20 protein-coding genes and 1 pseudogene are annotated in these 24,818 nt (G+C 38.5%); 10 read left to right on the forward strand and 11 right to left on the reverse strand.

Annotated elements, in window-relative coordinates; all coding sequences use genetic code 11:
• Positions 1 to 132 precede the first annotated feature (132 nt).
• From A6A20_RS04620 to A6A20_RS04650, 7 genes are all read left to right on the forward strand, one after another.
• A complete protein-coding gene (locus A6A20_RS04620) occupies positions 133 to 534 on the forward strand; it encodes a DoxX family protein (protein ID WP_279572362.1) in 402 nt (133 codons plus the stop codon).
• 208 nt (positions 535 to 742) lie between these two features.
• Positions 743 to 2,014 (forward strand): NRAMP family divalent metal transporter, encoded by a 1,272-nt coding sequence (locus A6A20_RS04625; RefSeq protein WP_279572363.1) that lies wholly within the window; start codon positions 743 to 745, stop codon positions 2,012 to 2,014.
• Between the two features lie 515 nt (positions 2,015 to 2,529).
• Positions 2,530 to 4,131, forward strand: coding sequence for a bifunctional phosphoribosylaminoimidazolecarboxamide formyltransferase/IMP cyclohydrolase (purH, locus tag A6A20_RS04630; protein WP_279572364.1), 1,602 nt, complete (start codon positions 2,530 to 2,532; stop codon positions 4,129 to 4,131).
• A 71-nt stretch (positions 4,132 to 4,202) separates the two neighbouring features.
• Complete coding sequence (gene purD, locus A6A20_RS04635) at positions 4,203 to 5,486, forward strand: phosphoribosylamine--glycine ligase (RefSeq protein ID WP_279572365.1); 1,284 nt, start codon at positions 4,203 to 4,205, stop codon at positions 5,484 to 5,486.
• Positions 5,487 to 5,706: 220 nt separating this feature from the next.
• Positions 5,707 to 6,969, forward strand: coding sequence for a serine hydroxymethyltransferase (gene glyA / locus A6A20_RS04640; protein ID WP_279572366.1), 1,263 nt, complete (start codon positions 5,707 to 5,709; stop codon positions 6,967 to 6,969).
• 231 nt (positions 6,970 to 7,200) lie between these two features.
• Positions 7,201 to 8,085, forward strand: a complete 885-nt coding sequence (locus A6A20_RS04645) for a homocysteine S-methyltransferase family protein (RefSeq protein WP_279572367.1) — start codon at positions 7,201 to 7,203, stop codon at positions 8,083 to 8,085.
• A gap of 9 nt (positions 8,086 to 8,094) precedes the next feature.
• Positions 8,095 to 9,507, forward strand: a complete 1,413-nt coding sequence (locus tag A6A20_RS04650; protein ID WP_279572368.1) for a basic amino acid/polyamine antiporter — start codon at positions 8,095 to 8,097, stop codon at positions 9,505 to 9,507.
• A 333-nt stretch (positions 9,508 to 9,840) separates the two neighbouring features.
• On the opposite strand, the gene A6A20_RS04655 is transcribed toward A6A20_RS04650, so the two are convergent.
• From A6A20_RS04655 to istA, 5 genes and pseudogenes are all read right to left on the reverse strand, one after another.
• Positions 9,841 to 10,500: an IS256 family transposase, variant Zn-binding type gene (locus tag A6A20_RS04655; protein ID WP_424585414.1), complete on the reverse strand. Its 660-nt coding sequence runs from the start codon at positions 10,498 to 10,500 to the stop codon at positions 9,841 to 9,843.
• Positions 10,487 to 10,945 (reverse strand): annotated as a pseudogene (locus tag A6A20_RS12685) (IS630 family transposase). Before A6A20_RS12685 ends, A6A20_RS04655 begins: the two are co-directional and overlap by 14 nt.
• Positions 10,946 to 11,022: 77 nt before the next feature.
• A complete protein-coding gene (locus A6A20_RS04670) occupies positions 11,023 to 11,325 on the reverse strand; it encodes an IS630 transposase-related protein (RefSeq protein WP_279571743.1) in 303 nt (100 codons plus the stop codon).
• Positions 11,326 to 11,497: 172 nt separating this feature from the next.
• Entirely contained in the window at positions 11,498 to 12,223 is a 726-nt protein-coding gene (istB, locus tag A6A20_RS04675; RefSeq protein WP_279572371.1) for an IS21-like element helper ATPase IstB, read from the reverse strand.
• Positions 12,224 to 12,307: 84 nt separating this feature from the next.
• Entirely contained in the window at positions 12,308 to 13,753 is a 1,446-nt protein-coding gene (gene istA / locus A6A20_RS04680; protein ID WP_424585415.1) for an IS21 family transposase, read from the reverse strand.
• A gap of 749 nt (positions 13,754 to 14,502) precedes the next feature.
• Here istA and A6A20_RS04685 point away from each other — a divergent pair.
• Genes A6A20_RS04685 through A6A20_RS04695 form a run of 3 tightly spaced genes read left to right on the forward strand, consistent with a single transcriptional unit; the run spans position 14,503 to position 16,400 of the window.
• Positions 14,503 to 14,739 (forward strand): helix-turn-helix domain-containing protein, encoded by a 237-nt coding sequence (locus tag A6A20_RS04685; protein ID WP_279572372.1) that lies wholly within the window; start codon positions 14,503 to 14,505, stop codon positions 14,737 to 14,739.
• Positions 14,723 to 15,616 carry a DNA-methyltransferase gene (locus A6A20_RS04690; protein ID WP_279572373.1) on the forward strand — a complete coding sequence of 298 codons (894 nt, stop codon included), beginning with the start codon at positions 14,723 to 14,725 and terminating at the stop codon, positions 15,614 to 15,616. The genes A6A20_RS04685 and A6A20_RS04690 overlap by 17 nt, the downstream gene beginning before the upstream one ends.
• Positions 15,597 to 16,400, forward strand: a complete 804-nt coding sequence (locus A6A20_RS04695; RefSeq protein WP_279572374.1) for a DNA adenine methylase — start codon at positions 15,597 to 15,599, stop codon at positions 16,398 to 16,400. The genes A6A20_RS04690 and A6A20_RS04695 overlap by 20 nt, the downstream gene beginning before the upstream one ends.
• Here A6A20_RS04695 and A6A20_RS04700 read toward each other — a convergent pair whose 3' ends face one another.
• The 6 genes from A6A20_RS04700 to lpxA all read right to left on the reverse strand — a co-directional run bounded on the left by A6A20_RS04700 (position 16,401) and on the right by lpxA (position 24,815).
• Complete coding sequence (locus A6A20_RS04700; RefSeq protein ID WP_279572375.1) at positions 16,401 to 18,452, reverse strand: hypothetical protein; 2,052 nt, start codon at positions 18,450 to 18,452, stop codon at positions 16,401 to 16,403. It abuts the gene before it with no gap.
• Between the two features lie 528 nt (positions 18,453 to 18,980).
• Positions 18,981 to 20,126, reverse strand: coding sequence for an acetylornithine deacetylase (argE, locus tag A6A20_RS04705; RefSeq protein ID WP_279572376.1), 1,146 nt, complete (start codon positions 20,124 to 20,126; stop codon positions 18,981 to 18,983).
• A gap of 72 nt (positions 20,127 to 20,198) precedes the next feature.
• Entirely contained in the window at positions 20,199 to 22,064 is a 1,866-nt protein-coding gene (locus A6A20_RS04710; RefSeq protein WP_279573744.1) for an SLC13 family permease, read from the reverse strand.
• Positions 22,065 to 22,200: 136 nt separating this feature from the next.
• Positions 22,201 to 22,794: a ribonuclease HII gene (gene rnhB, locus A6A20_RS04715; RefSeq protein WP_279572377.1), complete on the reverse strand. Its 594-nt coding sequence runs from the start codon at positions 22,792 to 22,794 to the stop codon at positions 22,201 to 22,203.
• Positions 22,795 to 23,964 (reverse strand): lipid-A-disaccharide synthase, encoded by a 1,170-nt coding sequence (gene lpxB, locus A6A20_RS04720; protein ID WP_279572378.1) that lies wholly within the window; start codon positions 23,962 to 23,964, stop codon positions 22,795 to 22,797. It abuts the gene before it with no gap.
• A 62-nt stretch (positions 23,965 to 24,026) separates the two neighbouring features.
• On the reverse strand, positions 24,027 to 24,815 hold the full coding sequence (gene lpxA / locus A6A20_RS04725; protein WP_279572379.1) for an acyl-ACP--UDP-N-acetylglucosamine O-acyltransferase: 789 nt from the start codon (positions 24,813 to 24,815) through the stop codon (positions 24,027 to 24,029).
• Positions 24,816 to 24,818: the final 3 nt, after the last annotated feature.

Below are 24,818 nucleotides of genomic sequence, written 5' to 3' on the forward strand. Positions count from 1 at the left end.
AGCCGTTTCAATTTAAAATCAGGCAAGGCGGTACGCCGAATACAGTACAAAGAGTACGACAAGGCGTGTCAACGCCGTATAATTTTAAAGTGGGACGACTATATTGTTTGTTTTATTACATAGGATCATATTATGAATTCATTGAATAAATATTCCCCTTATTTGCTTGCATTGTTACGTATCATTGCGGGCTATATGTTTTTATTACATGGTACTGCCAAATTTTTTGAGTTTCCTATTTCAATGACTGGTGGAAATGGAGGCGTTGAACTCTTTTCACTGTATGGATTAGGTGGACTCATTGAAATCATTGGTGGTTTATTGTTAATTTTAGGTTTATTTGTACGTCCAGCGGCATTCTTGATGTCAGGACAAATGGCGTATGCTTATTTCTTTATACACGCCTCAGCAGATAATTTACTTTTACCTCTGGTTAATAAAGGTGAGTTAGCAGCGTTATATTCCCTCGTTTTCCTTTATTTTGTCTTTGTGGGTGGCGGTGCATTTGCCCTAGATAATAAATTCAAAAAATAATTTATTTAAAGAATATAGCCCTGTTTTAGGGCTTTTTTATCGCATAAAATTGGCTTTATCCATATTCTTTTTAGCATTTTATCCTATCAAAAATCTTCTAAGTTTACTCTAATTCATTGTTTTTATTAAATAAAATGTTGTTTTCTTGCCTGTTTTGGGATTAAAATCTTGTTCCTTTAGCGTAACTTATTTTTAAGGAATTGAATTTATGGGCGAACAATCACAGCCAACTTCCACTTGGCAAACAAAATTTAAAGCAATGGGACCCGGTATTTTAATGGCATCGGCGGCGGTGGGTGGCTCGCATATTATTGCCTCAACTCAAGCTGGGGCGATTTATGGTTGGCAATTAGCGATCATCATTATTTTGGCGAATTTATTTAAGTATCCCTTTTTTCGTTTTGGGGCACAATATACCCTAATGACAGGAAAAACTTTATTAGAAGGCTATCAAGAAAAAGGTAAAGCCTATCTTTGGGTGTTTTTTATTCTTAATGTCTTTGCCACAGCAATTAATACGGCTGGCGTGGGCATTGTTACAGCGGCGATTTTGAGTTTTATTTTCCCTCAACAAATTAATTTGAGTATTCCACAGCTGAGCACCATTGTGATTGCAGTAACTTGGGGTATGTTGTTATTAGGGAAATATCGCTTACTAGACCGTTTATCAAAATGGATTATGATTGCTTTAACGGTATCAACCGTTAGTGCAGTAATTATTGCCGCTTTAAAAGGCAGTACGATGATGCCTGATTTTGTAGAACCCTCGCCTTGGAATTTAGCTTCATTGGCTTTTATCGTGGCATTAATGGGTTGGATGCCTGCTCCCATAGAAATTTCAGCAATTAATTCCATGTGGGTAATCGCCAAAAAACGCTTTGCCACAATCAGCTATAAAGATGGTTTATTTGATTTTAATGTGGGCTATATTAGTACAGCAATTTTGGCGATAGTTTTTCTTGCTTTAGGAGCGATTGTGCAATACGGTTCTGGCGAGCAAGTAGAGGCCGCAGGGGTAAAATATATTGCCCAATTAATCAAAATGTATGCTTACGCTATTGGTGATTGGTCAAGATTATTAATTGCCTTTATTGCGTTTATGTGTATGTTTGGCACAACTATTACGGTTATTGACGGCTATTCTCGTGCTAATGCGGAAGCATTACGTCTTTTAACTCATAAAAAACAAGGTTCATTAAAACAACTTAATCTTTGGATGACCTTTGCGGCTGCAATGGGGATCATTATCATTACCTTCTTTATGCGTGATGTGGCAACTATGTTGAATTTTGCGATGATTTGTTCTTTTGTTACCACACCTGTTTTTGCTTATTTAAATTTATCTTTAGTGTTAAAAGGGCAACACCGTGTAAAAGGGGGCTTATTTTGGTTATCCATTATTGGTTTGATTTATTTAACCGCCTTTACGCTATTATTTATTGCTCATCAAACTGGCTTTATAGAAAGAATATGGGGCTGATTTTAGCTAGCCTGCTAAAAATAGCAGGCTTTTTTATAGGGGAATAAGACAAGGAAGCTGAGATTGTTAAAGTGCGGTTGGTTTTTTGAATTATTTTTTACTTTCATTTCTCCGACTTCACAAATGTATTTCGCACATTCGTGCGACCTACTTTCTTTACTCGTGTAAAGAAAGTAGGCAAAGAAACACGCCCCCTAGAAAAAATCTTATCCAGCCTTTCGCTAAGAACGATATACGAATAATTTTGGAACTCGCTACGCTCAAACAGCCAAAATTATTCTATCGTTCTAAGCTCAGGCTGGGATTTTTTAAGGGGGTAAGGGAGGGTTATTTGCCTTATACAATAAATATATAAAGGATCTGACAACGATATATTATTCTTATTTGAAACGGCTATATTTTAAAGTGGGAGACGATAATTTCCCTTGATATGGGCTATATAAAAGCAAACGTTTGCGTTATAATACGGCGTTCAATTTTTCATTCAATTTATTTTTTACTCAAAGGAATTTTCAATGCAACAACATCGTCCTATTCGTCAAGCCTTACTTAGCGTATCTGATAAAACAGGAATTGTAGAATTTGCTCAAGGCCTCGCCGAACGTGGCGTAAAATTACTTTCCACAGGCGGTACAGCAAAATTGCTAGCAGATAATGGGCTAAGCGTAACAGAAGTGTCGGATTACACAGGTTTTCCAGAAATGATGGACGGACGGGTGAAAACCTTGCACCCTAAAATTCACGGTGGTATTTTAGGTCGCCGAGGTACAGACGATGACGTAATGCAACAGCATCAGATTGACGGCATTGATATGGTGGTAGTCAATCTTTATCCTTTTGCTGCCACAGTAGCGAAACCCGATTGTTCCTTAGCTGAAGCAGTGGAAAATATTGATATTGGTGGGCCGACTATGGTGCGTTCTGCTGCGAAAAATCATCAAGACGTGGCGATTGTAGTCAATAATCAAGATTTTCCTGCCATTTTAGCGGAAATGGATCAACATCATAATAGCCTGACCTTAGCCACACGTTTTGACTTAGCCATTAAGGCGTTTGAGCATACAGCACAATATGACAGTATGATTGCCAATTATTTTGGACAAAAAGTTAAACCTTATTTTCGTGCGGAAGAAGAGGATCAAGATGCCCTATGTGGACAATTCCCTCGTACCATCAACCTGAATTTTATTCGCAAACAAACTATGCGTTATGGCGAAAATAGTCATCAAAATGCCGCTTTTTATGTGGAACAAAACCCGACAGAAGCCAGTGTTGCCACAGCGGTACAATTACAAGGCAAAGCCCTTTCTTACAACAATATCGCCGATACCGATGCAGCATTAGAATGTGTAAAAGAATTTGAACAGCCTGCTTGTGTAATCGTAAAACACGCTAACCCTTGTGGTGTCGCACTAGGACAAGATATTTTGCAAGCCTATGAGCGTGCTTATCAAACTGATCCAACCTCAGCATTTGGCGGTATTATTGCCTTTAATCGAGAGCTTGATGAGGCTACAGCCAAAGCTATTATTGAGCGTCAATTTGTGGAAGTGATTATCGCCCCAACAGTGAGCGAGGCGGCACAAGCGGTGGTTAAAAGTAAGAAAAATGTCCGTTTATTAGCTTGCGGTGAATGGGAACAACGTCAAGCACGTTTAGATTTTAAACGTGTTAATGGCGGGTTATTAGTGCAAGATGCGGACTTAGCCACCGTAGATCTTGCTGATTTGCAAGTAGTGAGTAAACGTCAGCCTACTGAGCAAGAACTTCAAGACTTATTATTTTGCTGGAAAGTGGCAAAATATGTGAAATCCAATGCCATTGTGTATGCTAAAAATAATCAAACCATTGGTATTGGGGCAGGGCAAATGAGCCGAGTTTATTCCGCCAAAATTGCAGGAATTAAAGCCGCTGACGAAGGGTTAGAAGTAAAAGGGACGGTAATGGCATCAGATGCTTTCTTCCCTTTCCGAGATGGTATTGATGCCGCAGCTGCTGCGGGGGTAACCTGTGTAATTCACCCGGGCGGTTCAATGCGTGATCAAGAAGTGATTGATGCTGCCGATGAACATGGTATGGCAATGGTTTTAACGGGAATGCGTCATTTCCGTCATTAATAAAAGTATAAAAAAAGTGCGGTGAAAATGACCGCACTTTTAAATGATAAAACGGATTGTAAGGAGAAAAAATGAATATTCTAATTATTGGTAATGGCGGACGTGAACACGCCTTAGCGTGGAAAGTGGCGCAATCGCCGTTAGCGGACAAAGTATTTGTTGCCCCAGGCAATGCAGGTACAGCTTTAGAGGAAAAAGTAGAAAATGTCGCCATTTCAGCGACAGATATTGTGGGCTTGGTACAATTCGCTCAGCAACAACAGATTGATCTAACCATTGTTGGACCAGAAGCGCCTTTGGTGTTAGGCGTGGTGGACGCATTTCGTGCAGCAGGGTTGAAAATTTTTGGCCCAACTAAAGCGGCGGCTCAACTAGAGGGTTCAAAAGCCTTTACTAAAGATTTCTTAGCTCGTCATCAAATTCCTACCGCCGAATATCGCAATTTTACCGAAATTGAACCCGCTTTAGCTTATATTCAGCAAAAAGGCGCACCTATTGTGATTAAAGCCGATGGCTTAGCAGCTGGAAAAGGGGTTATTGTGGCAATGACCGAGGCGGAAGCCGAAGAGGCGGTGCGTGATATGCTCTCAGGTAATGCTTTTGGCGAGGCAGGAAGTCGTGTGGTGATTGAAGAATTTCTTGATGGCGAAGAGGCAAGTTTTATTGTGATGGTTGACGGCAAAAACGTAGAACCTATGGCAACCAGTCAAGATCATAAGCGAGTGGGCGAGCAAGATACAGGCTTAAATACTGGGGGAATGGGGGCTTATTCACCAGCTCCAGTGGTTACCCCTGATATTCATCAACGCATTATGCAAGAAGTGATTTACCCAACGGTGCAAGGTATGGCACAAGAGGGCAATGTTTATACGGGCTTTTTGTATGCTGGTTTAATGATTATGCCAAATGGACAGCCAAAAGTGATTGAGTTTAATTGTCGTTTTGGTGATCCTGAAACCCAGCCGATAATGTTGCGTTTACAATCAGACTTAGTGGAACTTTGTTTAGCCGCCTGTGATGAAAAACTGGATCAACATCAATCACAATGGTGCGAACAAGCGGCATTAGGCATTGTATTGGCAGCGGAAGGTTACCCGGGCGATTATCGCAAAGGCGATGAAATTACAGGGCTGGAAAGTGCGGTACAAAATGAAAAAGTTTTTTTAGCTGGTGTTGAGCAAAAAGGCGATAAGTTGATTACCAACGGCGGTCGTGTATTATGTGTTACTGCCTTAGGCGATAGCGTGTATGCCGCTCAACAAAAAGCTCTTGCCTTAGCAGAAAAAATCCATTGGCAAGGGCGTTTCTACCGCCGAGATATTGGCTATCGTGCGGTGGCAAGGGAAAAAGCATAAGAAATACCAAGATAATGAAAATTTTTCATACACAGAATGAAAAATTAGAGATAAAAACTTGTAGCCGTTTCAATTTAAAATAAGACAAGACGGCACGCCGAAGACAGTACGCAGAGTACGGCGAGACGTGCCAACGCCGTATTATTTTAAAGTGGGACGGCTATAATTGATAGACCGTTAAACTATACAACAATTTTCTAACACAAAGAGGACTGAACAAATGCTAACAAAAAGTATGAATATCAAAGATTATGATCCTGTTTTATGGCAAGCCATTCAAGACGAAAATCGCCGCCAAGAGGAGCATATTGAACTAATTGCCTCTGAAAACTATGCAAGCCCAAGAGTGATGGAAGCACAAGGCTCGCAATTTACCAATAAATATGCCGAGGGCTATCCGGGCAAACGTTATTATGGCGGTTGTGAATATGCGGATATTGTGGAGCAGTTAGCGATCGATCGTGCTAAAGAGTTATTTGGGGCAGATTATGCTAATGTACAACCACATTCAGGCTCACAAGCCAATGCGGCGGTTTATATGGCATTGTTGCAACCAGGCGATACCATTTTAGGTATGAGCCTTGCTCACGGCGGACATTTAACCCACGGTGCAGCAGTCAGCTTCTCAGGTAAAATTTACCACGCAGAACAATATGGTATTACCGCAGAAGGCTTTATTGATTATGATGCCTTACGTCAGCAAGCCCTTGAAGTGAAACCAAAAATGATTGTGGGCGGTTTCTCGGCTTATTCACAAGTGGTGGATTGGGCAAAAATGCGTGAAATTGCTGATGAAGTCGGGGCTTATTTATTTGTGGATATGGCTCACGTTGCAGGTCTTATCGCCGCAGGTGTTTACCCTAATCCATTACCACACGCCCATATTGTTACCACCACCACACACAAAACCCTAGGCGGACCTCGTGGCGGTTTGATTTTATCCAGTGCCAAAGATGAAGATTTGTATAAAAAATTACAAAGTGCCGTATTCCCAGCAGGACAAGGTGGGCCATTAGTTCACGTTATTGCGGCAAAAGCGGTTTGCTTCAAAGAGGCAATGGAGCCTGAATATAAAGCCTATCAGCAACAAGTGGTAAAAAATGCCAAAGCTATGGTAGAAGTATTTAAACAACGTGGTTATAACGTGGTGTCTAACGGCACAGAAAATCACTTATTCTTAGTAGATTTAGTCAGCCACGGTTTGACTGGTAAAGCCGCCGATGCTGCCCTTGGTAAAGCCAATATTACCGTTAATAAAAATGCGGTACCAAATGATCCACAAAAACCTTTTGTTACTTCTGGTATTCGTGTGGGTACACCTTCAGTTACACGCCGTGGCTTTAAAGAAACCGAAGTGGCTGAGTTAGCAGGCTGGATGTGCGACGTTCTTGATGCGATCGGTAAAGATAACGAAGCTGAAGTTATTGAACAAACCAAACAAAAAGTGTTAGACATTTGTAAACGTTTACCAGTATACGCTTAAAAATTAAACATTTTCTAATTTATAACGGCGATATTTATCGCCGTTTTGTTATAGTCGTTCCACTTTAAAATAATACGGTGTTGGCACGCCTCGCCGTACTATTTCTATTTGTACTGTCTTCGGCGTGCCGCCTTTCTTATTTTAAATTGAAACGACTATATTTGGCTTTGTAACTGTTTTATGTCAAATTGAAATGCCATTAGTACAGCAATATTAAACTCGGAGTAAGCAATGATTATTTTAGATGGTGGTATGGGACGAGAATTAGCTCGCCGAGGTGCCCCTTTTAAGCAACCTGAATGGTCAGCCTTAGCCTTATGGCAACAACCTAGTGCCATAAAACAAATTCATCAAGATTTTATTGCCAGCGGTGCTGAAGTGATTACCACCAACAGTTATGCCGTTGTACCTTTTCATATTGGCGAACAACGTTTCCAACAACAGGGCGAACAGCTTTGCGCTTTAGCAGGGCAACTGGCTCAACAAGCGGTAGCAGAAAGTGGTAAAGCAGTGAAAATTGCAGGCTCTTTGCCACCACTGTTTGGTTCATATCGTGCCGATTTATTTCAAGCGGACAAAATGGCAGAAATTGCTCGCCCAATTATTCAAGGTTTATCGCCTTATGTGGATATTTGGTTATGTGAAACCCAAAGTGCCATTATTGAACCGACAATGATCAAGCCTTTGTTACCAAAGGATCAACGTCCGTTTTGGCTATCCTTTACCTTACAAGATGAACAAGCGAACACAACTCCTTGCTTACGCTCTGGCGAAAGCGTGCAATTAGCGGTCAGCAAAATGATTGAATTAGGGGTTGATGCCATTTTATTTAATTGCTGTCAGCCAGAAGTGATTGGCGCAGCCTTGCAAGTGGCAAAACAACAACTTATCGCCCATAACGCAACCCATATTCAATTAGGGGCGTACGCCAATGCGTTCCCACCACAGCCTAAAAATGCCACAGCCAATGACGGCTTAGATGAAATTCGCCAAGATCTTAATCCTATGGATTATTTAAGCTGGGCAAAACAATGGCAACAACTTGGTGCAACTATTATTGGCGGTTGCTGTGGTATTGGGCCTCAGCATATTCAAGTATTAGCACATAGACTATAAGGAAATGATATGGCAAAAGGTAAAATTGGTTTAATGGCTCTCACTGCTTTGGTGCTTAGCTCAATGATTGGCTCAGGCATTTTTAGCTTACCGCAAAATATGGCAGAAGTGGCAGGGGCAGAGGCGTTAATTATTGGTTGGTTAATTACTGGGGTAGGCATTATTTTTCTCGGCTTATCTTTCTTTTTCTTATCCAAGTTAAAACCTGAATTAGACGGCGGTATTTACACCTACGCACGTGCAGGCTTTGGCGAATTGGTAGGATTTTCATCTGCTTGGGGTTATTGGCTCTGTGCCACAATCGGTATTGTGGGCTATTTAGTGGTGGCATTTGAGGGCATTGGCACCTTTACCGATAGCCCTAATCACATTATTTTTGGACAAGGCAACACCATCGCCTCATTTATCGGCGCATCATTGATTGTCTGGTTAGTTCATTGGCTGGTGGCTAGTGGAGTCAAAGAAGCTGCTTCAGTGAATTTAGTGGCGACTTTTGTCAAAGTTTTTCCCTTAATATTATTTATTATTTTAGCCCTTTATTATTTCTCGCCACCCCTATTCCAACAAGATTGGCAAGGGCAATCCTTACAACAACCCGTAATGGATCAAGTCAAAAATACTATGTTAATTACCCTTTGGGTATTTACAGGCATTGAGGGCGCATCAGTCTTATCCGCACACGCCAAGAAAAAAAGCGATGTCGGCGTGGCAACAGTGCTAGGCGTGTTGATTGCCTTAGTATTATATGTTGCCATTACCCTATTATCTTTCGGTATTTTAGCCAGAGAACAAATTGCTGCGATGTCTAATCCCTCAATGGCAGGCTTATTACAATATATGATCGGCGACAGTGGCAAAATCATCATTACCTTTTGTTTAATCGTCTCAGTGCTAGCCTCATATATTAGCTGGACAATGTATTCCGCCGAAGTGCCTTATCGTGGAGCAAAAATGGGGGCATTTCCTAAACTATTGGATAAACTCAACCACAACGGCACACCGATTAATTCCCTTTGGTTTACTGGCTTGGTGGTGCAATTTTGCTTATTATTGGTGTTATTAACAGGTAAAAGCTACAACGCTTTATTATTAATTTCCACCTCAATGATCTTAGTCCCTTATTTCCTGATTGGTGCTTATCTGCTTAAAGTCGCCGTCAAGGAAAAGGCAAAGTGGTATATCAAACTCACAGGACTGATCGCCTCTGTGTATGGCTTATGGATTGTCTATGCCGCAGGGCTAGAATACCTTTTATTATCCGCATTACTTTATATGCCCGGCATCGCACTTTTCTTATACTCTCGTTATCAATACAATGGCAAAAAGTTGGGACTACGAGGCTATGAAATCTTAATTATCGGTTTGGTATTTATGTTATTTATTGTGGCATTGTATAACAATTATCTTGTTGATATGGTTTAATAGGATAAAAAATTAAGCAAAATTAACCGCACTTTTCTTAGTTACCTAATTTAAAGTGCGGTGCTTTTTGGGAATTTTTTATTTCTCCAGTTTTATTAACAAGTTTTACTTGTTAGATAATTGGTGTAATGGACAAAAATGTGGGATTTTGTCCATTTTTATTCCAAGTGGACAAAAGTGTGGGATCTCATTATTTTTATATCATTTTATTGACTCTTTTTATTCAAAAAATCCTTTATAAACATAACCTTACGATTTCTACTTAATCCATTATGATTAATTAATTTCCGCTTAAGTTCACTAAATAAACCTTCTAACCGATTTATTGTTTTTTCAATATTTTAATTCCTCATACTTTTCAAAAGTAAATAAATACTTTTCATAATATTTAATACTCTCTAATGCCCCTCTTAATCCTTTATGTTTATAAGGAAAATAACCTTTTTCATTACATTTCTCTGAGCGTTCATTCAAATAATCTTGATGTTTTAAATACCAATAATGCAAACGACGAAAAAAATCATGTTTTTGGCTTTCTTTTAAGGTTTTCATAATAATTTTTAATTCCTTTCCAGCCTGAGATTGATGTTTTTTTCTTAATTTTCTCATCACCATTGCTACAAGATGAAAATGGCACATTTGAACAGGTGTATTGAATATCTCTTTTAACAGCCCACGACGACCATCACAGGTAATTGATTGAATAATATAACCTTTTTCTCTTAATTTATTTAAAGCTATTTGATAATAAATAGCCTTTTCTGTTTTTACAATTTGATGATAAATCACTTTTTCTGTCAAGCTATCCATTAACACTAACACACCAAAATCTCGCTTAAAGAAAGTGGTATCCATAATAATATTTAAATGTATTGATAGAGGAAGTTTTAACGCTGTTTTAGGGGCTTTATCAATATATCTTTGGATTGTTTTAACAGAACATTGATATTTAATGGCAAGCTCTTTATAGTAAAACCCATTAAAAATCGCCACAAAACCACATAAAATAAAAGAATAGACGGTCTATGCAATTTAACCGACATTCTTTACGTTTTTGCTTTATCCAAGCCCAAGTACGTTCAATTGGATTAAGGTCAGGACTGTAAGGTGGGAGCCAGAGAATGGTGTGCCCCGCGGCTTCTATTAATGCTTTTGTGTCTGAACCTTTATGAAAAGCGGCATTATCCATCACAATAACACTGTTATCAGGAAGTTGCGGAAGTAATCACTGCTGGACCCAACCATGAAAAACATCGCTATTAATACTGCAATCATACAACCCCACAGCAAACAGCTGTTGATTAAGCACAGCACCGATGGCATTGCTCTGGTTTTTAAGTTGCCAGTTGGATTGGCTAAGACAAGGCTTACCTCTTTGAGCATACCCATGCGGTCTGTTGTCATGCATTTTAAAGCCGCTCTCATCTAAATAAATGATTTTTCTTCCCGCTTTTTTAAATGCTTTTAGCGCATTAAGAAAAGACTTTCGTTTTTCAGTATTTGCTTGAGAATGCGCTAACGTCTTTTTTTACGTGTTATTCCGAGCCTTTTTAAAGCCGTACAAATGGCGTTTTGGCTACAACCTAAACGCTGTGCTCGCTGCCATTGATAATCATCGGGATAAGCTTCAACATCGGCTTTGAGGAGCTCGTTATCAATCTTATAAGGTTTAACAATACGTTTCTTTCGTTCAGGGTTTTTCTTCCATCTCTGGATGGTGTTAGTACTGAGCTGAAACTCTTGTGCCAATTCTCGAAAGCTTGCGCCACCTTTGAGTTTGGCTAATATCATTTGTCGGTAGTCTTTTGAGTATGCCATGTGAATATTGTAGCGTATTTAATTAGATTTTACTATAACACTACGAACCGATCCATTTTCTAGCCCAACAAGGCAATCGAGAAAACAAGAAAAGGTATAAATGTCAATGATCTTCTAAAATTGAACCACAAAGATCTATCAAAAGTGAGCCACTTTGATTATATTCTATTAGTTAATTACGATGTTTAAATCGGTAAGATTCGTTCCCTGTTTCCAATATATGGCAATGATGTATCAGCCTATCTAAGAGTGCATTTGTCATTTTTGCCTCCGTAAACAATGTTCCCCATTCCGAAAACTCAAGATTTGTCGTGATTATTACACTGGTATGTTCATGAAGTTGGCTCATCAGATGGAACAACAGCGCACCGCCTTTTTGGCTAAAAGGTAAATATCCCAGTTCATCCAGAATAATGACATCCTGACGGGGCATTTGAGGGACAAGCTTAAATTGCTTGGTTTGACTATCTAATTCAAGCTGATTGACTAAATCTAATACATTCCAAAAGCGAACCTTATAGCCCCGCTCTGCCGCTTGTAATCCTAGGGCTGTTGCTAAGTGAGTTTTTCCTGTGCCTGGGCCACCTACCAAAATAATATTATGCTTTGTCTTGATATAGCCTCCTTCCCATAGCAAGCGAAGATGAGCTTCATCCAGAGGACTTTGAGTAAAATCAAACTCAGCAAAAGTTCTCTGCTGAGGGAATTTAGCTCGTTTAATACGCCCTAATGTTTGGTTAATCTTTCTTTGTGTTATCTCTACATTTAGCAATCGAGCAAAAATATCTAATGTTGGACGTTTACGTCTTACTCCCTCAATCACGATTTCATCAAACTCATTCGCCATGGTCGATAGTTTGAGTTGTTGAAGTAAGTCAATATAATCTTGTCTTTCCATTATCATCTCCTTGATATCATTATTTTAGTGGGGGAAAAGAGGGGGCTTTGCGATATTGCAGAAGTTGGTCAAACTGGTTGAGATTTACTTTAGGTGGGCAAGTGCCACATGTTTGCTTTCAATCTTAGGAATAGCGGGTTCAGTTAATCTTAAAATAATATTGAGAACCGCTTCTACAGTGGGTAATCCTTGCTCTAAAGCAAGCTCTGCGGCTGTTACGCCTACCTCTTCACTAAAATCTGCAATTAAGCTTAATAATTTCACCATTGCTTTATCGCCTCGAGGTTGTTTGAGTAAATGATGTTGAAGTGTTTTTATTGCTGGAGGAAGTGCCCAGCCTTGAAAAGGTTCGCCATGTCGTAGTGCGCCTGGTTTTTGTTTTAAAGCAGAAAGATAGTGAAAAGGATTATAACTGGCTCCTCCTTTAGTAAATTGACGTGGATGCCGAGCAACAATTTGGTTCTGGTAAACAAGCACTATCTCTTGTGCACCAATTTGAGCAATGACCTCTTTTCCACATAGATGGCAAGGCACACTATAACGGTGAGAATCAAATAGCACTAGTGCAGAAGTATTAACAAGCAAACGCGTCGTCCGATAACCTAAGTAAGGCGTAAAAGGCGAGAGTATTTCACGTTCTTTTTCCAAACGTTGAGCAATGGTTTGCTGTTTATCCTCGATCCAATGTTGAGTCTTAATCTGTTTTGCACACCAATCTGTGAGATAATCATTGAGTTCTGCAAGGGAAGAAAAGGTCAGTATAGGTCGGAAAAGACGTTTACGTAAGGTTTGGACTTGTCGCTCGACTTGACCTTTTTCCCACCCCGAGGCAGGCGTACAGGCAACAGGCTCAATAAGAAAATGGTTCATCATAGCCAAAAATTCCTCATTAAAGGACCGCTCTTTACCCTGTTTTATCTGTTTAACAATCGTTCTAGGATTATCATAAATGCCTCGTGATGGCACACCACCAAAATAAGCAAAGGCTTGGTTATGAGCATCCATTAGCATTTCTAAGGTTTGCCTAAAATAAGCTCGAACATAATAAGCTCGAGAGTGACACAATCGAAAATGGGCCACATTAACGGTTGTTTCTAGCCCATTTAATATGACTTTTTCGATGTTCCAGTCAAACTGATAAGATTCTCCGAGAGGGAATTTTTGGGGAATAAAGACGCTTGTGGTTGAGGGAGAATACGTTGCTTTATAGCGTTTAATAAAACGAGAGACACAAGGATATTTTCCTTCAAAACCGAGACTTTGCAGATACTCAAAATGGCGAACAGCCGTTAATCGTTGAGCAGGAGGTTTACTCATCTCTTCTTTAAGACGCTCAATTAACAGCGCCTTATAAGGACCTAATTTAGGGGCATCAGTGTGTTGACGTTGGTATTGGGGTATCTCAATAGCATTGAGATATTTTTTAACGGTACGACGGCTAAGTCGAAGTTTTTCAGCAATTTTACGCTGTGAGAGACCCTCTTTATGGTAAAGACGGCGAATTTTTAAGATAGTTTCCATACAAAGCATACCGGGTTATTCCCTGTTTAAATAACAAGGAGTTTATCAAAAAACGCAGTGGAACACTTTTCGATGATCTTACTGCGTCTACCTGGTTCATTTTTGCATGATCATTAACACCCCCATGTAAAACCTTTCAATAAAACTACGAGTTTTAGCAACTAAACTATTAAATAGGCTTTCACGCTGGAATAAACCGACTTTAAAGTTTGGTAGCTCTTTCATTTCGTCTTGGCGAGGTAAACGTTTAGTATGTTGGTAATTTTCTAATAAAGCTCTAACATTAGTTTTATTTAAGTTTTCTGCTTCACAAAATTCATTGTAAGCTCGTTCATACTCTACATCCCAATAACTCTTCGTTCAAGTTTTTTTGACGTTCAACTTTTTGGCAAAAATCAACGTGTTTTAAGCAAAATTCGCATAATCTAATTTATTTTGAAAGATTTCATCCTGATTATACATCACTAAATATTAAAGACTAAATCTCCCCTTTTCTCGTCGAATAGAGCTTTCGGGAATATAACAATAGGTTTTACGATAAGGAGCTGTTAGCTCTACACTTAATCTCTTAGTTAAGCGCTACTAATAACGAGAACTATGCTAAAACAGTCTCGTCAAAAAATCTGTTTTCCTGATTACTTCATTACATATAGTTATTTGATTATTAACTTTAAAACTATTATCATAACAATAAAATTTCGCAATAAATTAAGAGAAAAGCGCACAAGTATGATAATTGTGTATAAATGGGAGGCGTAATGGCTATTTCTTATAACAAACTTTGGAAACTGCTAATCGATAAGAAAATCAGTAAAGCTAAGTTGCGCAAGATGATAGGAATATCACCTAATACTATGACAAAGCTTAATCGGGATGAGGAAGTAACATTATCAATCCTGTGTAAAATTTGTGATGTTCTTAATACTAATATAGGTGAAATTGTCGAATATATTCCTATCAATAATAAAGAGAAAGACTATGAAGAAAAAAAATGAGGTAACTGAACCTAGCGTTATCCCTTATGATTATATTTCAAATAAGGATTGCATAGAAGGGATGAAGACACTTCCTGATAATTGTATAGACTTGATTATAGCAGATCCACCTTATAACCTTTCAAAAAGTGGTGACTGGAAATGGGATAATAGTGTTTCATTAGCTGGAATGGGCGGGAACTGGAATATTACAAATGAAAACTGGGATAATATGTCCCTTAATGAATATTTAAATTTTTCTATAGCTTGGCTTACTGAGGCAAGGAGAATATTAAAACCTACCGGCTCGATATGGATCTTTGGAACTTACCACAACATAGGAATCATAAATATTGTATGTCAGATGTTAAAGATTGAAATTATAAACGAGGTAATTTGGTACAAGAAAAATGCCTTTCCTAATCTTTCTGGTAGGCGTCTGACTGCCAGTCATGAGACCGTACTCTGGGCTCATTCTGGAGGTAAAAAAAGGAACTATTACTTTGACTATGAATATTCAAAGAATGGCGACTTTCCTGGCGATGAATTAAAATCCCCAGGTAAGCAGATGAGAACTGTATGGGCTCTTTCCAATAATAAAAATAAAGAAGAACTTAGGTACGGGAAGCATCCTACGCAGAAACCTATTAAAATATTAAAAAGAATGATTGAGCTCTCTTCTAAAACAGGCGACGTTATACTTACTCCATTTGCTGGAGCTGGCAGCGAATGCGTAGCCGCAAAAATGATGGGACGTCATTACATCGGTTTTGAAGTTGAAAAAGAGTACTGCGATATTTCAAAAGAAAGATTATCACACATAGAACAGGAAAGTGATCAAATAAATTTATTCCAAGTCTCAAAGGAAAAGAAAAAAAATGATAAAACCAGTAATTAAGTGGAGTGGAAGTAAACGCTCCCAGTCTGAAAAGATTAAATCTTTTCTGCCTGAATCTTATGATACATACTATGAGCCATTCATTGGGGGCGGATCAATGCTGTATGCAATTAAGCCTAAAAAAAGTATATGTGGAGATATTTGTGAACCTCTAATTGCCTTATGGAAAGAGATTCGTGACAACCCACAAAAACTTTCGGAAGAATATCGAGATAGATGGGTAAGACTACAAAAGGAAGGATATACTGTCTACTATGAGATTCGTGATTCTTTTAATCATAATAAATTACCATATGATTTAATGTTCCTCTCAAGAACATGCGTAAACGGTCTTATTCGATTTAATGACAAAGGAGAATTCAACAACTCTCTACACTATTCCCGTAAGGGAATAAACCCTGATACATTAGATAAGATTATTATGGACTGGTCTAAGCATATACAAAATACAGAATTTTTTGCTGATGATTATATTACAACAACGGCAAGCGCTAAAAGTGACGATATTATATATCTGGACCCACCTTACTTCCATACAAAGGGCAGATATTTTGGGACCATTGATTTTGATAGATTCCTAGAATACTTAGCAGACCTAAATAAAAGAGGTATAAAGTGGATTCTGTCATTTGATGGAAGAAGGGGGGAAGAAGACTATATCGTTGATATTCCAAAAGAATTATACAAGAGACATGAGCTAATTCCTTCTGGGAATTCAACTTTTAAAAAAGTAATAGATAAAGAGACTGAGACGGTTCTAGAATCTCTTTATCTAAACTACTAATTAATAAATATAAAAATGATTATCCCCAGAATTGTTATATTTATCAATGATGAATTGTTTAACTATTAAACTACGCTCTGTGGATGGGATGATTTCAATTTCCCATCCAATTTTTTGGTCCTGCACAATAGGGGCCATAACAAATAAAATCTCACAATTCTTCTTAAATACTTCAGAGGGGGATTCTGCATGTTCTTTTAAGTAAGCTGCAACGGATATTATTTCAAAATTATTAAAATCTACTTGTTTATCCCCCCACGTCCACTCACCAATGAAAGGTTTAAATTGTCTTTTGGCACTTGGAACAAAATCCATTAATTTTTTGATATATGTAACAAGTTTTGTTCCCACATCATACTCTAGATCAACTGAGCGTTCCTTTGATTCAATCGATAAAAGCAAAGGTTTATCAAATATTCCAAATATCTCAAGAATATGATCGGGGCGTTTTCCATTAATAATATCACTTACACGTGGCAAGGATAGCCAGCGATTTTCGTGATAACCATCAATAATAGAAAATCCACTCCAATCTCCCCCTGGAGGGTTACACATGCCTTCAAAACAGTATTGTTTAAGAACATGAGCAAACAAGTAATGGATACCAGTATCAACATCATCCTCTCCAAAGTTTACAGGAATACTTGAGAAAACCTGCCTGCTTTTTAACTGCTTATTCATTATAAGAGCAGTATAAAACTCTTTTATTTTAGATGAGTCATAGAGCCGTTCAGCATCATATTTTTCTGATGCAAGAACTGGTGCATCGAGGACAATATAGTTGCTTAAAGCAAGAATCGAGCGCCATAAACCATTCCGTTCTGCTAGTTTAATTGGGGCTGTGTCTAAAAGCCTTAAATTTGCTTCTATGACAGGCCCATAGATATAAGACACCACATCAACATCAGTAGAGGATAACATTGCAGCTAGAGGAAGAAGCCCTCTATCAGGTCGATTGTCGTCACCACGAGGTTTAAAACCTTTGAAAATGGCAACAATCAGATGCTTATCGCTATTAGCAAGGGCATTGATAATATCTACATCTGCTTCAGGATATAATTTGAATAATTGATTTGCAAATATTTTCCTTTTATCAGCTGCAATAATTCCAAAAGGAAGATCTCTAGAAGCTAGGCCAATACTAAGCTGATCAACAAGATTTATTATATCTGCAGATGCTCCATGATGGCTTTTCGTTACAATAGTTTTATGAAATCCAAAACGTTTTTTTCTCACAGCATAGTCGACAATATCATCATGCTTTAAGGAGTATACTTCCTGCCATTCAGCTGAAGTAAAATTACTCTTTTTATCAAAGTGATCCGCAAGAAATTGAACCGCACTCATATTTTTTTTTAGGATAATCTCTTCTTCTTGAGAAGTATCCATCCCAAGCATAAGTTTTACTATGAAAATTCCAAGTGTGTCGTTACCGAAAATCGACTCATCAAAGTTTGCGATACTCTTATCACGTGCTCTATCAAATTCTTCAGACTTAGTATATAGCTGCGCAACAAAATTTCCTGTTGTTTTAGAATAATTGACATAGCTATAAGGTACCGCGGGGTTTGGAAAACGAAGATTTTTTCGCTGTCGAGTGGTACTATCCAGCTCATATTTAACGAAATCAACTATATATAAATAAGGACAACCTGTACGTCCTGTAGAGAAGGCTCTTGCGCTTCTTTGCCATGCTTGATTCCCAGCTTGTAATGCTGAGCAAAATTCCATTCCGAGAATGATCTGTTCTTTTTCATCATTAATTTTGGAGATTATGGCATCAGGAGTCTCATCAAAGAAACTTCCTGCCTCTTTAAGAGAATCAAAAATATTCTCTTCCCATCTTCTCTTAGTATTCTTATTAAAACCAGGAAGAAGTTCTAATCTCCAGTGAATAAGGTTGCCTGAATATGCACAATTTATTTCAATTGCAAATGTTGATGGAGATACAAGAAAAGTACGTATATTGCCTGGATGTAACGTCGTAATAATTAAATTAGCTATACGCTCACATTCGACAATATTATCTCCATGAATTCTAAATATATCCATTATTGATACTCCTTAGTGTTATTTTTTAGATTAAGTTTAGCTGTCTTTAATAAAATTTGAGTAAGAATAGGTTTAGTTTTTGAGCCCTAAGTACTCTCTAAGCTTGAAAACTAAAGAGTACCTTATGGAAAAAGATTTGCCTATAGATAAGTTTTTCTGCATTTCCAAAGTATTTTCGATAATACCTAAGCTACATATTTATTATTTCTTATCAATAAATCTTCTCTACAATTATTATACCTTATCCACATATTAGCTTCCTAAAATAAACATTACTTGTATTATCATTAACACCTTTTACAAGGTTAAGCGGATTTTCTACGTCTGAACTTCGGAAAATCTTGCCAAAAAACAAAATTTTCCCTGAAAATGAAATAAAATAAAGCCCTTGGTGATGTAAAAAATCATCAAGAGCAGAATTTTTTAATGGCGGTTTAGCTGAATTTTGGGGTTTTGTGCAACTGCTACATAATACCGAAAATTTTTGCAAAACTGACCGCACTTGTTTTATCTTTTAAAATCAAAAGATTATCGACAAATCCCCATAATTAATTGCCTTAATAAATCAATAGTCGATTGAATAAATTTCATATCAAGAAATTCATCGGGTTGATGTGCTTGTTCAATTGAACCCGGTCCAAGCACCAACGTTGGGCAAAGTTGTTGGATAAAAGGGGCTTCAGTACAATAATTTACTACTTCACATTTTTCTCCTACTAATTTTTCCACCATTTTGACCACCTGGGCTGAATGATGGCATTCATAACCGGGCGTGGGCGTATGCAAATGATGCAATGAAATTCTATCACCCCATTGTTCAAACATTGGTTTTAGTGTGTGTTGTAGTAATTCATCTAAGTCTTCTAATCTCATATTCGGCAATGGGCGAATATCAAAATGTAATTCACAGCAAGCACAAATACGATTTACCGCATCCCCCCCATAAATTGCTCCAAAATTCATGGTTGGGTAAGGAATCGCAAAATCAGTATGATGATATTTTTGTTTTAACTGATCCCTTAATTGCATTAAATAGCCTGTTGCTTGGTGCATCAGCTCAATGGCATTAATACCTTTCTCTGGATCGCTAGAATGTCCTGATTTCCCCACTATCCGCAATGCTTGACCAATATGCCCTTTATGTGCTCGAATAGGTTTTAATGAAGTAGGTTCGCCAATAATGGCACAATCTGGACGAATATGACTATGCTGAGCAAAGGTTCTTGCCCCTAACATAGTGGTTTCTTCGTCAGCAGTGGCAAGAATACGAATAGGTTTATTGAGTTGATTAAGTTCTAACTGTTTAAGGGCTTCAATAATAAAGGCAAAAAAGCCTTTCATATCTGCGGTGCCTAAGCCGTAAAGTTTATTATTTTTTTCTGTTAATTTAAACGGATCTGTTGTCCATCGCCCTTGATCAAAGGGAACCGTATCGGTATGCCCCGCTAATAACAAGCCTCCCTCGCCTTCGCCTCTGATTGCCAATAAATTAAATTTATGCCGACTTCCTTCAACAGCGATGATTTCAGTCTTAAAACCTAATGCTGTTAGCCAATCTGCTAATGTTTCCACAAGATGTTGATTAGATAAGTCTTGTTGGGCTTCAATACTGCTAATCGTGGGCATTTCAATAAGTTTCGCATACATAGCGAGAAAAGAGGGTAAGTTTTGCATTGTTTGATCTCTAATATATTCTAATTTCTGGTATTTTTATAAAATGCTGTTATATCCCATAAGATGGATTTTTTACAACGGAAACAAAACCGGCACTAAGAACACGCTTACCAACATCACTAAAATAGTAAATGGGACACCGACTTTAACAAAATCCATAAATTTATATCCCCCAGGACCTAATACCATGGTATTCACTGGCGAAGATATTGGTGTCATAAAGGCGGCGGAAGCGGCAATGGCAACAATCATTGCAAAAGGAACAGGGGAAACATTGAGCTGTTCTGCCATGGTAATCGCAATGGGTGCCATTAAGACTGCGGTGGCGGTATTTGAAATAAAGAGTCCTACTGTGGCACATAATACAAATAAGCTAATTAAAATGGCATGATAATCCCAGTTGCCAACTAACTCTAACATTCCTTGCACAATAAGATCAACACCTCCTGTTTTTTGTAATGCCACTGAGAAGGGGATCATACCAACAATGAGAATTAAACTTGCCCAATGAATGGAGTTATAGGCACTTTTCGCATCGACACAACGAAACTTCGCTAACATTAAACAAGCAATCAACGCTGCGATCACATTAGGCACTATCCCCGTTACCATTAAGATGACCATTGTTGCAATGGCAAATAAAGCGTGTGGTGCTTGACTAGAAGCTGGCGAGGCTTGTTCAGCTTCTGTAGGATAGCTTAATACAAAAAAGTCTTTGTTTTCTTTTTGCATTGCTTGAATTAAACGCCATTCTCCAATAACCAATAATAAATCCCCCATTTTAAAAGGTTCACTGGAAATATCTTCAGTGAGTAGTTCATTATTCCGTTTAATACCAATAAGATTTAAACCATAATTAGAACGTAAGCGAATATCTCGCACGCTTTTTCCTAGGATATTTGCCTCTGGGGAAGGGGTGAGTTCTGCCATACCTATGGTTTTCGCTTGACGGCTAAAATATTGTTCGGTAACTTGAGCAAGCCCTAATTGGTATTGCTGACAAAATTGCTCAAGATTCAGATCTGGATTACCAATATCAATTAATAAAATATCTTTTTCTCTTAATTCGGAAGTACCTAAAGCACTAATAGAAATAGGACGAAAACGTCGCCAACGTTCAATAGAAACCACATCAAGGTTATATTGAGAACGTAAATGTAATTCGTCTAAGCGTTTACCAATAAAAGGCGAGCCTGAACGTACCACAAAATACTTTAATCGCCCTTCTAATTGGTATTTATCAATTAAATCCGTAATGGAATGGCGTTGAGTTTGTTCTGGGTTTTGCTCAGTAGGATCGGATAACCAACCACGCATAAAAAGCATATAGAGAATGCCTATAAGTAAAATAATTAGCCCTATGGGGGTAAAGGAAAAGAAACTTAATCGCTCATCAGTGTAACGCATTAATTCTGCATTGACGATCAAATTAGGTGGCGTTGCTATAAGTGTCATCATACCGCTAATTAAGCCCGCAATACTCAAAGGCATCATTAAACGGCGTGGCGATATATTCATTTGACGACAAATTGTTAATACCACAGGAATAAAAATAGCAACCACGCCCGTTGAGCTCATAAATGCCCCTAGCCCTGTTACGGCTAGCATTAATAGCACAAGCACTTTTGTTTCACTATTATTCGCCACTCGCATCAGCCATTCGCTTACTTGATAAGCAATGCCTGTTCGTACTAGCCCTTCGCCGACAATGAAAAGCAAAGCGATCAGGATAACATTAGGATCACTAAATCCCGCAAAAACTTCTTCGATAGTTAAAATGCCACTCAAACAAAAAGCCAGCATAACTAACAAGGCAACCACGTCCATACGAATTTTATTACGAACAAATAAGAAAATGGCGACAAGTAAAAAAAGTAAGGTAACAAAAAGCGGAGTTTGTACAAAACCGTTATGCCAAGTTAGAATCTGTTGCAACATTATGGTAGTCCCTGTCATTTAATTTTCGTTATTGTTTATAAAATTACCACGAAATGATAGGGAGAGGAAGTGTAATGATTTTATATTCGCCACTTATTTATGCTTTTTTAACAACTAAGTGCGGTCAATTTTGAGATTATTTTGTTAAAAACTTGCGTACTGGGGCAAAACTTTTGCGGTGCATTGGTAGCGGACCAAATTGTGCTAATTTTGCCAAATGCAATTTGGTTGGATAACCTTTATGTTGAGCAAAACCATATTGTGGATATTGTTGATCCAAGATTAACATTTCTTGATCTCTGGCAACTTTCGCCAAAATAGAGGCAGCACTAATTTCTGCCACAAGGCTATCTCCTTTGACCACCGCTTGCGAAGGGTAGTGCCATTTAGGCAACCGATTACCATCAACTAACACAAAATCTGGTAGTATGGCGAGATTTTCTACCGCTCTTTGCATCGCTAACATACTGGCTTGTAAAATATTTAATTGATCAATTTCTTCCGCTTCTGCTCGCCCTAAACTCCAAGCCAGTGCATTTTGTTTAATTTGCTCCGCCAATAATAGCCGTTTTTTTTCACTGAGTTTTTTGGAATCCATTAAGCCAGCTATAGGTTTATGGGGATCTAAAATCACTGCCGCAGTAACCACTGCCCCCACTAAAGGACCTCTGCCAACTTCATCAACACCGGCGATATAATTTCCATTGGGATAAATAAATTGATCTGTCATTTATTGTTGTTCCAAGATTTGTTGTACTGCCTCAGCCGCTTGTTTGTCGGCATCACGCTGAATTAATTTATGTAAATCGGTAAAACGTTGGATTAATTGGTTTCGCTTTTGTTTAGCCTGTTCATTGTCTGCTAATAGCTCGCTAAGCTGTTGTACTAAGTTATCTGGATTACAATCCTGTTGAATCAGCTCAGGTACGAGCATTTCATCAGCCAATAAATTTGGTAAGGAAATATAAGGCGTTTTAACTAAACGTTTGGCTAATTGATAAGTTGTTGCTTTCATACGGTAAGCCACAACCATAGGCGACTTACATAACATTGCTTCCAGTGCGGCAGTGCCTGATGCCAATAAGGTGGCTTGGGCCACAATCATCGCTTGGCGAGCATAGCCATTGAGAAAAATAAGGGCTAATTCTGGGGCAACTTTGGCTTTAATTTGTTCAAATTGTTGACGGCGAGCAGAGCTAGTAAACGGCACTAAAAACTGTAAATCAGGGAATTGTTGTTTTAGTTTTTGGGCGGTCTGTAAAAAAGGCTCGCTTAAAAACTCAAGTTCTGCCCCACGACTCCCCGGTAAAATCGCCACATAACGCTGTTGCGGATCCAGTTGTAGCAGTTCACAAGCCTCATTACGGCAAGGTTTTAAGGCGATACTATCTGCCATAGTATGTCCGATAAACTGACAAGGCACGTCAAATTTATCATAAAAGGCTTTTTCAAAAGGTAATAAAGCTAACACTTGATGAGTAGCTTGAGCAATTTTGTGGATACGCTTTTGTCGCCATGCCCAAACAGAGGGACTAACATAATGAATGGTTTTAATGCCTTGTTGTTTTAATTTTAGCTCCACCGTTAAATTAAAATCTGGGGCATCAATACCAATAAAAACCTCAGGGCGTTGTTGCAACATTTGTTGAATCACAAGACGGCGTATTTTCAATAAGCGAGGTAAATGTTTAACCACTTCGCTTAATCCCATCACCGCAATTTCTTCCATGTCCACCAAACTTTGGCAACCTTCTGCCTGCATTCTAGGCCCAGCAATGCCGATAAAGCGAGCATTAGGATAAATGATTTTTAAGGCACGAATTAATCCAGCCCCAAGGATATCCCCTGAAATTTCTCCTGCTACAATACCAATAAGCGGATAATCTTTATGTTTTTCCATATCTAAAAATACTTAAAAAAATGACCGCACTTTGAGTACGGTCAAGTCAAAAAATTGTTTACCTAGCGAATAATGCCTCGTGTTGAACGCTTGAAAAACGCAATAAAGAAACTGATTGCCGAATCTTTTTCAGCAATTTGTTCAATTTCTGGCATGACTTCATCAAGGGTTTTACCACTGCGATAAATCAGTTTATACACATTGCGGATTGAATGTAAGGTTGGTTTATCAAAACCGCGGCGTTTTAAGCCCTCAATATTGACCCCAAAAGGTTGAGCATGGTTACCTTGCGCCATAACATAAGGTGGTACGTCTTGGCTTACCATTGACCCACCGCCAAGCATAACATGAGCTCCCACGATAACAAATTGATGAATGGCAGACATACCGCCCACAATCACAAAATCATCTAATTCCACATGCCCAGCTAACGTGGCATTATTGGCAAGAATACAGCGGTTTTTGATTTGGCAATCATGAGCAATATGGGCATTAATCATAAAGAGGTTCTCATCGCCGATACGTGTTACCCCACCGCCTTGTACCGTACCACGATGAATAGTTACACTTTCACGAATACGGTTACGGTTACCAATAATGGTTTTCGTTGGTTCATTTTGGTACTTAAGATCTTGGTTGACTTCGCCGATACTCGCAAATTGGAAAATTTGGTTGTATTCGCCAATTTGGGTTATCCCATTGACCACTACATGAGAATGTAGTACCGTTCCCTTGCCAATTTCAACCTCTTTACCTATGACACAAAAAGGCCCAATCACCACATTTTCACCAATTTTTGCCCCTTGTTCCACAATGGCAGTAGGGTGTATTTTTGCACTTTGATGAATCATAAT

It is taken from the genome of Volucribacter amazonae (assembly GCF_029783845.1).
GTDB classification, from domain to species: Bacteria; Pseudomonadota; Gammaproteobacteria; order Enterobacterales; family Pasteurellaceae; genus Volucribacter; species Volucribacter amazonae.

Coding starts and splice junctions, on each gene's coding strand:
- A6A20_RS04620 (WP_279572362.1), top strand. CDS start 133: ATGAATTCATTGAATAAATATTCCCCTTATTTGCTTGCATTGTTACGT.
- A6A20_RS04625 (WP_279572363.1), top strand. CDS start 743: ATGGGCGAACAATCACAGCCAACTTCCACTTGGCAAACAAAATTTAAA.
- purH (WP_279572364.1), top strand. CDS start 2,530: ATGCAACAACATCGTCCTATTCGTCAAGCCTTACTTAGCGTATCTGAT.
- purD (WP_279572365.1), top strand. CDS start 4,203: ATGAATATTCTAATTATTGGTAATGGCGGACGTGAACACGCCTTAGCG.
- glyA (WP_279572366.1), top strand. CDS start 5,707: ATGCTAACAAAAAGTATGAATATCAAAGATTATGATCCTGTTTTATGG.
- A6A20_RS04645 (WP_279572367.1), top strand. CDS start 7,201: ATGATTATTTTAGATGGTGGTATGGGACGAGAATTAGCTCGCCGAGGT.
- A6A20_RS04650 (WP_279572368.1), top strand. CDS start 8,095: ATGGCAAAAGGTAAAATTGGTTTAATGGCTCTCACTGCTTTGGTGCTT.
- A6A20_RS04670 (WP_279571743.1), bottom strand. CDS start 11,325: ATGGCATACTCAAAAGACTACCGACAAATGATATTAGCCAAACTCAAA.
- istB (WP_279572371.1), bottom strand. CDS start 12,223: ATGGAAAGACAAGATTATATTGACTTACTTCAACAACTCAAACTATCG.
- istA (WP_424585415.1), bottom strand. CDS start 13,753: ATGCTTTGTATGGAAACTATCTTAAAAATTCGCCGTCTTTACCATAAA.
- A6A20_RS04685 (WP_279572372.1), top strand. CDS start 14,503: ATGGCTATTTCTTATAACAAACTTTGGAAACTGCTAATCGATAAGAAA.
- A6A20_RS04690 (WP_279572373.1), top strand. CDS start 14,723: ATGAAGAAAAAAAATGAGGTAACTGAACCTAGCGTTATCCCTTATGAT.
- A6A20_RS04695 (WP_279572374.1), top strand. CDS start 15,597: ATGATAAAACCAGTAATTAAGTGGAGTGGAAGTAAACGCTCCCAGTCT.
- A6A20_RS04700 (WP_279572375.1), bottom strand. CDS start 18,452: ATGGATATATTTAGAATTCATGGAGATAATATTGTCGAATGTGAGCGT.
- argE (WP_279572376.1), bottom strand. CDS start 20,126: ATGCAAAACTTACCCTCTTTTCTCGCTATGTATGCGAAACTTATTGAA.
- A6A20_RS04710 (WP_279573744.1), bottom strand. CDS start 22,064: ATGTTGCAACAGATTCTAACTTGGCATAACGGTTTTGTACAAACTCCG.
- rnhB (WP_279572377.1), bottom strand. CDS start 22,794: ATGACAGATCAATTTATTTATCCCAATGGAAATTATATCGCCGGTGTT.
- lpxB (WP_279572378.1), bottom strand. CDS start 23,964: ATGGAAAAACATAAAGATTATCCGCTTATTGGTATTGTAGCAGGAGAA.
- lpxA (WP_279572379.1), bottom strand. CDS start 24,815: ATGATTCATCAAAGTGCAAAAATACACCCTACTGCCATTGTGGAACAA.